Source organism: Neisseria sp. HMSC075C10, from assembly GCF_001815615.1.
GTDB classification, from domain to species: Bacteria; Pseudomonadota; Gammaproteobacteria; order Burkholderiales; family Neisseriaceae; genus Neisseria; species Neisseria subflava_A.
In genome coordinates this window covers 214,655-226,769 of sequence record NZ_KV821248.1, presented here as the reverse complement: position 1 = coordinate 226,769, position 12,115 = coordinate 214,655, and the positions used below count along the sequence as shown (strand labels likewise).

At 49.5% G+C, this 12,115-nt stretch carries 13 protein-coding genes and 1 tRNA gene; 4 read left to right on the top strand and 10 right to left on the bottom strand.

What is annotated here, in order from left to right; translation table 11 throughout:
- Nucleotides 1-228 precede the first annotated feature (228 nt).
- From HMPREF3047_RS03070 to HMPREF3047_RS03040, 7 genes are all read right to left on the bottom strand, one after another.
- Nucleotides 229-304: transfer RNA gene (locus HMPREF3047_RS03070), tRNA-Ile, on the bottom strand.
- 93 nt (nucleotides 305-397) lie between these two features.
- The gene (gene folP, locus HMPREF3047_RS03065) at nucleotides 398-1,249 is read right to left on the bottom strand and encodes a dihydropteroate synthase (protein WP_070585065.1); all 852 of its coding nucleotides are present in this window, start codon (nucleotides 1,247-1,249) and stop codon (nucleotides 398-400) included.
- An 83-nt stretch (nucleotides 1,250-1,332) separates the two neighbouring features.
- A complete protein-coding gene (locus HMPREF3047_RS03060; protein WP_070585067.1) occupies nucleotides 1,333-2,994 on the bottom strand; it encodes an electron transfer flavoprotein-ubiquinone oxidoreductase in 1,662 nt (553 codons plus the stop codon).
- Nucleotides 2,995-3,126: 132 nt separating this feature from the next.
- A complete protein-coding gene (locus tag HMPREF3047_RS03055) occupies nucleotides 3,127-3,564 on the bottom strand; it encodes an ExbD/TolR family protein (RefSeq protein WP_003748410.1) in 438 nt (145 codons plus the stop codon).
- 3 nt (nucleotides 3,565-3,567) lie between these two features.
- Nucleotides 3,568-4,227: a MotA/TolQ/ExbB proton channel family protein gene (locus HMPREF3047_RS03050; protein WP_049328854.1), complete on the bottom strand. Its 660-nt coding sequence runs from the start codon at nucleotides 4,225-4,227 to the stop codon at nucleotides 3,568-3,570.
- 102 nt (nucleotides 4,228-4,329) lie between these two features.
- Nucleotides 4,330-5,253: an energy transducer TonB gene (locus HMPREF3047_RS03045; protein WP_049328853.1), complete on the bottom strand. Its 924-nt coding sequence runs from the start codon at nucleotides 5,251-5,253 to the stop codon at nucleotides 4,330-4,332.
- A 352-nt stretch (nucleotides 5,254-5,605) separates the two neighbouring features.
- The gene (locus HMPREF3047_RS03040; protein ID WP_070585070.1) at nucleotides 5,606-6,502 is read right to left on the bottom strand and encodes a tyrosine recombinase XerC; all 897 of its coding nucleotides are present in this window, start codon (nucleotides 6,500-6,502) and stop codon (nucleotides 5,606-5,608) included.
- Between HMPREF3047_RS03040 and HMPREF3047_RS03035 the strand changes: the two genes are divergently transcribed.
- On the top strand, nucleotides 6,490-6,723 hold the full coding sequence (locus HMPREF3047_RS03035) for a hypothetical protein (RefSeq protein ID WP_070712157.1): 234 nt from the start codon (nucleotides 6,490-6,492) through the stop codon (nucleotides 6,721-6,723). The two genes, HMPREF3047_RS03040 and HMPREF3047_RS03035, sit on opposite strands and share 13 nt — an antisense overlap.
- Here HMPREF3047_RS03035 and HMPREF3047_RS03030 read toward each other — a convergent pair.
- Both HMPREF3047_RS03030 and HMPREF3047_RS03025 read right to left on the bottom strand, forming a co-directional pair.
- Nucleotides 6,720-6,968 carry a hypothetical protein gene (locus HMPREF3047_RS03030; RefSeq protein WP_003680115.1) on the bottom strand — a complete coding sequence of 83 codons (249 nt, stop codon included), beginning with the start codon at nucleotides 6,966-6,968 and terminating at the stop codon, nucleotides 6,720-6,722. The two genes, HMPREF3047_RS03035 and HMPREF3047_RS03030, sit on opposite strands and share 4 nt — an antisense overlap.
- A gap of 61 nt (nucleotides 6,969-7,029) precedes the next feature.
- Nucleotides 7,030-7,449, bottom strand: coding sequence for an acyl-CoA thioesterase (locus HMPREF3047_RS03025; RefSeq protein WP_070585078.1), 420 nt, complete (start codon nucleotides 7,447-7,449; stop codon nucleotides 7,030-7,032).
- A gap of 150 nt (nucleotides 7,450-7,599) precedes the next feature.
- Between HMPREF3047_RS03025 and fba the strand changes: the two genes are divergently transcribed.
- Nucleotides 7,600-8,664, top strand: coding sequence for a class II fructose-bisphosphate aldolase (gene fba / locus HMPREF3047_RS03020; protein WP_070712156.1), 1,065 nt, complete (start codon nucleotides 7,600-7,602; stop codon nucleotides 8,662-8,664).
- A gap of 128 nt (nucleotides 8,665-8,792) precedes the next feature.
- Nucleotides 8,793-9,722: a glycosyltransferase family 2 protein gene (locus HMPREF3047_RS03015; protein WP_070712155.1), complete on the top strand. Its 930-nt coding sequence runs from the start codon at nucleotides 8,793-8,795 to the stop codon at nucleotides 9,720-9,722.
- A gap of 64 nt (nucleotides 9,723-9,786) precedes the next feature.
- Here the strand turns inward: HMPREF3047_RS03015 and HMPREF3047_RS03010 are convergent, their stop codons facing one another.
- Complete coding sequence (locus tag HMPREF3047_RS03010) at nucleotides 9,787-11,463, bottom strand: formate--tetrahydrofolate ligase (RefSeq protein ID WP_070712154.1); 1,677 nt, start codon at nucleotides 11,461-11,463, stop codon at nucleotides 9,787-9,789.
- Between the two features lie 176 nt (nucleotides 11,464-11,639).
- Here HMPREF3047_RS03010 and HMPREF3047_RS03005 point away from each other — a divergent pair, with 176 nt between their 5' ends.
- Nucleotides 11,640-12,071, top strand: a complete 432-nt coding sequence (locus HMPREF3047_RS03005) for an EamA family transporter (protein WP_003680126.1) — start codon at nucleotides 11,640-11,642, stop codon at nucleotides 12,069-12,071.
- Nucleotides 12,072-12,115: the final 44 nt, after the last annotated feature.

The following is a 12,115-nucleotide window of genomic DNA, read 5'->3' as shown; positions in this document are numbered from 1 at the left end:
CATTACTGAATTAATTATAATTGCAATAAAATACAAAAATATTAAACAAAACAGAAAATAAGGCAATAACTCCACCAAACTACTCCTTCTTTTTTAAAAAGAATTTTTCCTAAAAAATATATTGGACGACATAACCAAATTGCTATACTCGACATTATATTCCAACCCTTCACAAACCAATGAATACAAAAATGCCCGAAGCCAAAAGACTCGGGCATTTTTAATATTTGGTGGGTCCGGTGGGTTTCGAACCCACGACCAAGGGATTATGAGTCCCCTGCTCTAACCCCTGAGCTACAGACCCGTCAAGAGTAGAAGCGGATTATAGCATAACTTGTTGCTTGTTCAAGATGCCGGGCAAATGTTTCAGACGGCTTGTTGGTTTTCTATTCGGGCATTATGCCGATACGCCCAATGCTTCCCAAACTTTCAAAGCATCAGCCGTTGCTTTGACATCGTGAACACGGATGATTTGCGCACCTCGGGCGACAGTGGCCAAAGCGGCTGCGACGCTGCCGTGTACACGTTTGGCGGCATCTTGTTCGCCTGTCAGCTCACCAATCATACTTTTGCGCGATATGCCGATCAGAAGGGGGAATCCGGTTGCGTCCATCAACTCAGGCAAATGTTGTATCAGGGTGATGTTGTGTTGCAGGTTTTTGCCGAAACCGAAGCCGGGGTCGAGCGTGATGCGTTCAGGGGCAATGCCTGCTTGAACGCATTCTGCCGCGCGTGCTTTTAAATAACGCGCGACCTCTTCGACGACATCTTGATATTGCGGATTAAGCTGCATGGTTTTAGGCAAACCCTGCATGTGCATGAGACACACGCCTGTCTTCGACTGTTGCGCCAGCAAGGCGACTGCGCCTTCATCACTCAATGCGGCAACATCGTTGATAATATCGACGCCGCCTTGTGCCAAGGCTTTTTCCATGATCGCCGTGTGGCGTGTATCCAAGCTGACGGGAACACTCCACTTGGCCACTTCCGCCAAAACCGGCTGCACCCTGGCCCATTCTTCTTCGAGAGAAACATCATCCGCACCCGGACGGGTAGATTCGCCGCCGATATCGAGAATATCCGCGCCGTCTTTCAGCAGCTGCTCGGCATGTGCCAATGCTGTTGAGACATTTTGCGAATAGGTGCCGCCATCGGATAATGAATCGGGGGTCAGATTGACGATGCCCATGATTTTCGGTTTGTCCAAGGCGATTTCAAATCGGCCTGCCTGCCAAATGCGTGTGTTCATAATGCGTCCATTGATGAAATAATAGGATAGAGGCCGTCTGAAATTTTTCAGACGGTCTTTAGGTTTTGACTTCAAACAGTCAATTACATTCCGCCGTAATTCGGCCCGCTTGCGCCTTCGGGACAAATCCAAGTGATGTTTTGCGTCGGGTCTTTGATGTCGCACGTTTTGCAGTGTACGCAGTTGGCGGCGTTGATTTGCAGGCGCGGGCTGCCGTTTTCTTCGACGATTTCATACACGCCTGCCGGACAATAGCGGGTTTCGGGCGAGGCGTATTCTTTGTAGTTTACGTCTATCATGACCTGCGGATTTTTCAGCACCAAATGGTCGGGCTGGTTTTCTTCGTGCGCAAGGTTGGCAAGGAAAACGCTGCTCAAGCGGTCGAAGGTCAACACGCCGTCGGGTTTCGGATAATCAATCGGCTTGCACGCGGCGGCTTTTTTGAGCTGCTCGTTGTCTTTGCCGTGATGTTTCAAAGTCCACGGGGCTTTGCCTCTGAAAATCATCTGGTCGATGCCGGTATAGATTGAGCCGAGGTAAACGCCCCATTTGAATGACGGACGGACATTGCGCGCGGCGTAAAGCTCTTGATACAGCCAGCTTTGTTCAAAGCGTTGCTGATAATCGGCCGCCTCTTTGCCGCTGTCGAAGCTTTCCACTTCTTCAAGGTTTTCCAACAAAGGGAACACAGCTTCTGCGGCGAGCATGGCGGATTTCATGGCCGTATGGATGCCTTTGATGCGCGGCATATTCAGGAAACCTGCCGCATCGCCGATTAAAACGCCGCCTTTGAACGATAGTTTCGGCAGGCTTTGCAAACCGCCTTCAATCAGCGAACGCGCGCCATACGCGATACGGCGGCCGCCTTCAAAGGTTTTGCGGATTTCCGGATGGGTTTTGAAACGTTGGAACTCTTCAAACGGCGACAGATAAGGGTTTTGATAATCCAAACCGACCACAAAGCCGACAGCGACTTTGTTTTCGTCAAAATGATAAATAAACGAGCCGCCGTAGGTTTTGCTGTCGAGCGGCCAGCCTGCGCTATGCATGACCAAACCGGGCTGATGTTTTTCAGACGGCACTTCCCAAATTTCTTTGATGCCCAAGCCGTAAGTTTGCGGCTCGCTGTTTTGGTCGAGCTGGAAGCGTTCGATGATTTGCTTGGAAAGCGAGCCGCGGCAGCCCTCGGCAAACAGGGTTTGTTGCGCCCAAAGCTCCATGCCGGGCTGGAATGAATCGGTCGGTTCGCCGTCTTTGCCCACACCCATATTACCGGTCGCAATGCCTTTGACCGAACCGTCTTCGTGATACAGCACCTCGGCGGCGGCAAAGCCCGGATAGATTTCCACGCCCAAATTTTCCGCCTGCTCTGCCAGCCAGCGGACAACTTCGCCCAAGCTGGCAATATAGTTCGCATGGTTGTCGAAATTCGGGGTAACCGGCAGGTTGAAGGTTTTTTTCTCGGTCAGGAACAAAACCCTGTCCTTCGTTACTGTACGCGTCAGCGGCGCGCCTTTTTCTTTCCAATCAGGAATCAGCTCATTCAAAGAAATCGGATCGATAATGGCGCCTGCAAGCGAGTGCGCACCGGCCTCCGAACCCTTCTCCACCACGCAAACGCTGATTTCGCGTCCATTCTTTTCGGCAAGCTGCTTGAGTTTGATGGCGGCAGACAAACCCGACGGGCCTGCGCCGACAATCACGACATCGTATTGCATACTGTCGCGTTCGATGGTTTCTGTCATAGTGGTTCCTGTATTGTCATTATTCAATTTAATCCGCTAATTATACAGCCTGGACATATAGTTACCAAATACAACAAAAGGCCGTCTGAAACTTTACTCAAATTTCAGACGGCCTTGACTGTGTTCAAAAGATTACTGCGCTTTGGTTTCCGTTACAAAACCGATTTTGCTGATACCGGCTTCGCGCGCCGCTTGCAGGGCTTGGTTGACGTAATCGTATTCAACCGCTTTATCCGCCGCAATCGCCACAATCACATCTTCATTTTTCGCTTTGGCTTCTTTCAGCTTGGCAGTTACCGTTGCCAAATCCACTTTGGCATCAGAATCGCCGCCAACGACATAAGCACCACTGGCATCAATGCTCAAACGCAAAGGATCTTTAGGCTGCTGCTTATCCTCTTTCGCCGCTTTTTCCGAAGCAGTCGGCAACTCCAAAGGAATCGAGTGGGTTAGCACCGGCATGGTAATCATAAATACAATCAGCAACACCAGCATCACGTCCACCAAAGGCGTAACGTTGATATCCGACATCGGCGCATCATCGCCGGAATTCATTGATCCGAAAGCCATGGTTTAATCCTTTTGGTTCAGCAGGCGGACATGCAGGTCATGTGCAAATGCGTCCATATCTTGCGCGATGGTTTTCGTACCGCGATTGAGGAAGTTGTACGCCAATACGGCCGGAATCGCCACAAACAGGCCGACAGCAGTCGATACCAAAGCCTCGCCAATCGGACCGGCTACCGCAGCAATGCTCATTTGACCGCTTTCGCTGATGCCGATCAGGGCATGGTAAATACCCCAAACAGTACCCAACAGACCGATAAACGGAGCGGTTGCGCCGATAGAGGCTAAAGCAGTCATACCGTAGTCAAACTGGCGCATGGTTTGAGCCAAACTGTTACGGATATGAACGACCAAGTATTCGTTCAAAGGCAATTCGTCAATCAGCGATTTGCTTGTCGTTTGACGGTAGTTTTGGTATGCGCGCAGAGACTCATCGGCAACATTGCTCATCGGTGCTTCTACCGCTTTGGCTTTTTGTACGGCGTCAGCCAGCGTAAACGCATTCAGCATCAACTCTTTTACCTGAGCATTGCCTTTTTTCGCTTTGCGGTATTTTATGCAGCGGATCACGATGACGCTCCAAGTCACCACACTCATCAACAACATCAGGACAAATACACCAATCAGTACCACATCACCTGATTTGAAAACTAAACTTAAATCCATAATTTTTCCAAGTTAAAAATAAAATTAAAATTTCTATCGGGTCATTTAAAATTATTTCCCAACAGCATATATTTTCTAATCAATCAGCTTAGGCCTAGATACTTATTCAAGCGTGAATTTGACAGGTACTTTAAATTCAGTCCAAACACTTGCATGACAGCTACCATCTTTAACGGCTTTACGCGCTGCATTATCCAGACGACTATAACCACTTGATTTATTCACACTAATTGAATCCACTTTACCGCCGGGACCAACCAAGACTTTCAAAACAACCAAGCCCTCTTCACCATTTTCAGTGGATAGTGAAGGATACGGAGGTCTTGGAATATGGCAGGTTCCTTTTGCCGGATTGCCTTTACTGCTGCCGGCACCTGTACCGCTACCACCACCTCCGCCACCGGTACCGGAACCATGTTCGCCTTTCGCACCACCGCTGCCGGATCCGCTGCCTTCGCCACGGCCGCTGCCTGTACCTTTCGTACCGCCGCCGTTGCCTTTCCCTTCTCCGCCCAAGGCTTTGCCTTCGCCGTTGCCTTTACCGTTTTCAGCAGTATTCGGCCCGGTTTTGCTGCCTGAGGATTCAGATGCTTTAGGAGATGGTTTAGGTTCTGCCTTCGGCTCTGGTTTTGGTTCAGGTTTTGGCTCGGGCTTCGGCTCAGGTTTGGGTTCCGGCTTAGGCTCGGGCTTAGGTTTCTCGATAGGTTTTGGTTTTTCCTTTTGCTGTACGATATCCGCTTTTTCTTTTTTCGTTACCACAGGTTTGATAACAGGTTTGGGCGGCTCGACAGGCTTAGGTTTGGGTTTTGGCTTCGGTTGTTCGGGGGCAGGCTCGGGGGCAGCAGGTGCGCCTTCACCCTCAGGACTACCGTCGCCACCGCCGAAATCGCCTAAATCGACAAATTCAATATTCGCTATTTCGACAGGAGGCGGTTTGTGCGCGTGCCATAAAAGTGCAACCAAACCGACGTGAATCAACGCAACGGAAGTCACGACGGCTGGAGTTAAAATTCGTTTTTTATCCATAATTCCGTTATGTTAATAGCAACAATTCCCGTTTGCAAGTCGTTTTACAGTCAAAATAAGCATTAATGCTTATAGAGAAAGTTTATAGACCTGCTGTTTTAAAGGCTGGATATCATAATATGATATTAGCTCTCATTACTAATATTATCAAACAAGCGGCCATCTGAAAAGATAAATGGTATTAAAAAAGCCATCGACTCTTACAATCTTTATGCCATCCGCACATCAGGCCAATATTGAAACCTCATCAGACCGATAAAAATTCAAATGGTTTCAAACCATCTGTATTTTTTATCCATAAAACATCAGGCCGTCTGAAAACATTCTTTCAGACGGCCTGATTCAAACAAAATCATTTTTTCCGTTTCGCCCTTGGGTGCGCCTCATCATAAACGCGCGCCAAATGGTCAAAGTCCAGCTTTGTATAAACTTGCGTAGCGGAAAGGTTGCTGTGCCCCAACAATTCCTGCACAGCACGGATATCGCCCGATGCCTGCAAAAGATGGGTTGCATAGCTGTGGCGCATCATGTGCGGCGAGATATGGCTGGTGCTGCCCACGCGCACTGCCCACGCCTGCAGGCGTTTTTGGATTTGACGTTGCCCCAGCCTGCCGCCATTTTTATTAGTGAACAAGGCCTGCTCGCCCTCTTTGGCAATACGCACCGCCAGATAATCACGCAATGCCGCAATGCTCTTGCCCACCAAAGGCACTTGCCGCTGCTTGCCCCCTTTACCCTTCACACTGACCCAACCTTCGTCCAAAACGATACCGTCCAGATTCAAACCTTGTATCTCGCTCAGGCGCAAACCGCTGCCATACATCAATTCAAACATGGCCTTATCGCGCACATCCAACTCGTCATCAACCGGCGCATGGTCAAGGATATGGTTTAAAGGTTCCTGCGGTAGCGCTTTGGGCAGGCGTTCGGGCAGGCGTGGCGCTTTCATATTAAACGTCGGGTCGCTTTCCATGACTTCTATCTGCACCAGCCAACTGCAATACTGCCGCCACGCCGACAATTTCCGCGCCAAACTGCTTTCGCTTAAACCCTTTTGCGACAGCTTTTTCAATACCGCCACAAAATCACGGCGCATCGGCAGGCCGTTTTTCAGATTATCGGGCAACAGGCGCATCAATTCACTCAAATCGCGCCGATAAGCGGAAACGGTATGCTGCGACTTACCTTGTTGCAGCAAGGTTTTCAGATAGCGTTCAAGATGAAGCGCAAAATGGTTTGATTCCGCCATTTCAGACGGCCTCCAATCTAGGGCATTATTCTCCACCGCATTCTGCCCCAGCACGCCCCTACCTGTGCGTTGAACAGGGCATTGGTGTTGGTGCTGCCGCCGGCTTTCAGGCTGCTTTGTTGGCTTTGGCGGTAGTGTTGGTTTTGCTCTTTGCCGGCGGATTTAAAGCCGAAACCGGCTTCGACGGGCAGCAGGGCGGCGCCAAAAATTATCTGCGTTAAAGTTCATTTTCATAGTAAGGTGTTAAAAAAATATTCTCCTCTTCCCAAGGAGAAGATACGCCATTTTGATTCATAAATATTTCATAATTATAAAAATCTTTATCATAATCTCCATATGTAATTTTCATTCCTTTTAACCACATGGCATCACATTCGTCACATAGAATAATTTCTTTCAAAATGTATTTTGATTTAAAAATATACAATATTCCTTGGTTGCAGCGCGGACATATTTTTGGATTCATAATGTATCTCTAATCTATTTTATTACAGGGTAAGCAGAAATAATTTTCCCGGTATTAGGAACTACAATACCGTTTTCAATGCCGAAGGCAAACGGCAGACGCGTTGTTTGCCATAGTCGAAACACACCATGCCTGTCTGCACTTTCGCCAGCACAAGGCCGTCTGAAATCCTGAGGATACGGTACAGCAAAGAAAAGCCCACACCGGCCACGCCCGCCGCCCCCATTTCTACCGACAGCTCATCGCCATGATGACCTTGCGCCAAATACTGTACCGCCGCATCCGCCATAATCAGGCCAGCCCCACCGGCATCCATTTCACTCCAACCCAGCTTCGCCAGCCAACGCATCCGTACTTCATGGCACAAACGCAACACCGCATCGTTCGCCAGATGGCCGCCATAGTTCACATCGCCCACCTGTACCGTCAAGGCCGTCTGAAACAAAGGCTTATCACACTCGGCCACCGAAATCCTATCCATTTTGCACACCCGTTTTCAATACCACGCCATTATAAACCGAGACCCTGTTCGTTAATATATAAAAACAATGTAACAGCTTGTAGTCTTTCATTTCAAAAAACATTATAATTTATCGGATAAATTTACCCTTCACTACTTCAGGAGCTTCTCATGGCACTCGTATCCATGCGCCAACTGTTGGACCATGCTGCCGAAAACAGCTACGGTCTGCCCGCATTCAACGTTAACAACCTCGAACAGATGCGCGCCATTATGGAGGCGGCCGACCAAGTCAACGCCCCCGTTATCGTTCAAGCATCCGCAGGCGCACGCAAATACGCAGGTGCCCCATTCCTGCGCCATCTGATTTTGGCCGCAGTCGAAGAATTCCCGCACATCCCTGTCGTGATGCATCAAGACCACGGCGCATCTCCTGATGTGTGCCAACGCTCCATCCAACTGGGCTTCTCCTCTGTAATGATGGACGGCTCGCTGATGGAAGACGGCAAAACCCCTTCTTCTTACGAATACAACGTCAACGCCACCCGTACCGTGGTCAACTTCTCCCACGCTTGCGGCGTGTCCGTTGAAGGCGAAATCGGCGTATTGGGCAACCTCGAAACCGGCGAAGCCGGCGAAGAAGACGGCGTCGGCGCAGTGGGCAAACTTTCCCACGACCAAATGCTGACCAGCGTTGAAGATGCCGTACGTTTCGTGAAAGACACCGGTGTTGACGCACTGGCTATTGCCGTCGGCACCAGCCACGGTGCATATAAATTCACCCGTCCGCCCACAGGCGACGTATTGCGTATCGACCGCATCAAAGAAATCCACCAAGCCCTGCCCAACACCCACATCGTGATGCACGGCTCCAGCTCCGTTCCGCAAGAATGGCTGAAAGTCATCAACGAATACGGCGGCAAAATCGGTGAAACCTACGGCGTACCGGTTGAAGAAATCGTCGAAGGCATCAAACACGGCGTGCGCAAAGTCAACATCGATACCGACTTGCGCCTTGCCTCTACCGGTGCCATCCGCCGCTTCATGGCAGAAAACCCATCCGAATTCGACCCGCGCAAATACTTGAGCAAAACCGTCGAAGCCATGAAACAAATCTGTCTTGACCGCTACCTCGCATTCGGTTGCGAAGGCCAAGCCGACAAAATCAAACCGATTTCTTTGGAAAAAATGGCAACCAAATACGCCAAAGGCGAATTGAACCAAATCGTTAAATAATCCGTATCTCGGATTCACACTAAGGCCGTCTGGAAACTTGAAAATAAGGTTTCAGACGGCCTTAGCTTTTGGGAAATTTATAGTAAAATCTTCCACCGACCACACATCAAAACACATCGAAAGCAAACATGAAACTCGCCGTTATTTTGCCGGCCTATTGCGCCGAAGCTTATTTGCCCGAATGCTTGGATTCGGTATTGAATCAAACATTCCGCGACTTTTTCGTCATCGCTATCAATGACGCTTCAACAGACAAAACCGGAGAAATCCTCGAAGCTTACGCAGCTAAAGATTCACGTTTGCAGGTTTTCCACCTTCCGGAAAACAGGGGTGAGCCGTTTGCCTGCCAATTTGCCATGGATATGCTCAAAGACGTAGAAGTCGAATATGTGGCACGAATGGACGCGGACGATATTTGCGCCTTGGATCGTTTTGAAAAACAAATTCAATTCTTAGACAGCCATCCCGAAATCGATATTGTCGGCAGCCAAGCCACCATCTTTTTTGATGACCAAACCGGAAGAGAACCCGTTTTAAGCGACCTCCCCCTGCTCGACAAAGACATTAAAGCCTTTCTCTCCTTTGCCGCCCAAAACATGTTCAACCCCACCACCATGTGGCGGCACGATAGCATTAAAAACCTTGGGATAAACTACACCGCGACAGAAACCGCTCCCGATTTCCATATGTGGGTACAATGCGCCCTACATGGCAAAACCTTTGCCAACCTGCCCGAATCTTTGTTGTCTTACAGGATGCACACAGCTCAAGAAAGCAAAAAAAGAGACAAAATCAACAGATCCGTCCAATACACCATGGAACTGTGGTTCAGTCACCTTTTCCCTGATTTGAACCCAGTAGAAGTAACCCTCTTAAGCCGAATCTTGCATGAAAAGCAACTGCGTTTAACCACAGAAGAGCTGAAAACCATTTTTGCCGCTTATGACAGAATCAGCAAAGACCGCAGCATTTCTTTGTTTGGCGAAGACCGCAATACGATGTTCGACATGATAGACAATTTCTTCAATTTCTTAAAAAGCCGGTTGAAATTCACTTAAATTATAAAAGGCCGTCTGAAACCTCGTTTCAGACGGCCTTAATCTATTTCAATTTCAATCTAAATCAGAACAAGCCGTGAATTACGCCTTCTGCGTCCACATCAATTTTCTCGGCAGCCGGAACTTTCGGCAGACCCGGCATCTTCATCATATTGCCGCACAATGCAACAATAAAGCCTGCGCCTGCGGAAACAGTGATACCGCGCACGGTAATGCGGAAGCCTTCGGGGCAGCCCAACAGTTTGGCGTTGTCACTCAAAGAGTATTGGGTTTTCGCCATGCAGATCGGCATTTTGTCCAAGCCCAGTTTTTCCAGTGAAGCGATTTCGGCAGACGCTTCCGCGCTGAAATCAACATCTTCCGCGCCGTACACTTTTTGGGCAATCGCACGGATTTTGTCTTTAATGCTCAACTCAACATCGTAGGCAAAGCCGAAGTTATTCGGTTGATTTTCGATGGCGTTGACGACTTTGTGCGCCAAGTCTGCACCACCCGCGCCGCCTTTACCCCACACTTCGGTCAAGGAAACTTCGACGCCGTGTTCCGCACAGGCTTTTTCAATCATGGCCAATTCTGCATCAGAGTCGGACACGAAGCGGTTGATGGCAACCACCACAGGCAGGCCGAATACGTTTTTCAGGTTGGAAATGTGTTTCAAGAGATTAGGCAGACCTTTTGCCAAAGCGTTGAGGTTTTCTTCGCCGAGGTTGGCACGCTCCACGCCGCCGTTGTATTTCAACGCGCGGACGGTGGCCACGACAACAGCCGCATCAGGTTTCAAATCCGCCAGACGGCATTTGATGTCGCAGAATTTTTCCGCACCCAAATCCGCGCCGAAGCCTGCTTCGGTTACAGCGTAATCGGCAAGGTGTTTCGCCAGGCGGGTGGCGGTAACGGAGTTGCAGCCGTGGGCGATGTTGGCAAACGGGCCGCCGTGTACAAAGGCCGGAGTGCCTTCGATGGTTTGTACCAAGTTAGGCTTAATCGCATCTTTGAGCAATGCCGCCATCGCGCCATTCGCTTTCAAATCTTTGGCGTAAACGGGGCTGCCGTCTTTGGCGTAGGCGACGAGGATGTTGCCCAAACGCTCTTTCAAATCGCTGATGTCTTTAGCAAGACAGAATACCGCCATCACTTCGGACGCAACGGTAATGTCAAAACCGTCGGGACGCATCACGCCGTCAACAGGTTTGCCCATGCCGTCGATGATGTTGCGCAACTGACGGTCGTTCATATCGACCACACGACGCCACAGCACGCGTTTCGGATCGATGTTCAACTCGTTGCCTTGATAGATGTGGTTGTCGAGCATGGCGGCGAGCAAGTTATTCGCCGCGCCGATGGCGTGGAAGTCGCCGGTGAAGTGCAGGTTGATGTCTTCCATCGGCAAAACTTGGGCATAGCCGCCACCTGCCGCACCGCCTTTGACGCCGAACACCGGTCCCAAAGAAGGCTCGCGCAGGGCGATAACAGAATCTTTGCCGATATGGCGCAATGCATCCGCCAAACCGATGGTTACGGTGGTTTTACCCTCACCCGCAGGAGTCGGATTAATGGCAGTAACCAAAATCAGACGGCCTTGTTTTTGCGGCAGCTTGAATGCTTCAGCAGGATTGATTTTGGCTTTGTAATGGCCATAGGGCTCGATGTTGTCAACGTTCAAACCCAGCTTGGCGACAATTTCACCAATCGGGCGCATGGTGGAAGACTGGGCAATTTCAGCATCGGTTTTGAAGCTCATGATTTTCCTTTATTGAGTGAGGGAAGGCCGTCTGAAACAATCTCAAGAGACGGCTGGAAGAAAAAGAATATTCGTTCTATTATAACGTTTTCCAAGAATAAACCGCAGTGAAAATTTCGATATTTCATCAACAAGCGGATTCATATTGTCAACAATTCAAAATAAAAGGAAAAAACATGAGCAGCAACGCATGGCTGTTTTGGGCATTGGCATCGGCAGGCTTTGCCTCATTGACCGCCATCTTCGCCAAAATGGGTTTACAAGGAATAGATTCCGATTTTGCCACCTTTATCCGCACCTTGGTCATCCTCGCCGCTTTGGTATTGTTTTTAACCTACACCGGCAAATGGCAGGGCGTAAACGGCTTTACCGGCCGCAACTGGACATTCCTCATCCTATCCGGCCTCGCTACCGGCGCATCTTGGCTCGCCTACTTCAAAGCCCTGCAACTGGGCAACGCCTCGCAAGTCGCCCCCGTCGATAAATTCAGCCTGGTCTTGGTCGCCCTGATGGCCGTCGTATTCTTAGACGAACGCCCAAGTACGCAGGAATGGATAGGCTTAGGCTTGGTAACCGCAGGCGTATTGACTTTGGCTTTGAAACGATAAAGATTGGGACATCAAAAAAAGGCCGTCTGAAAAATTTCAGACGG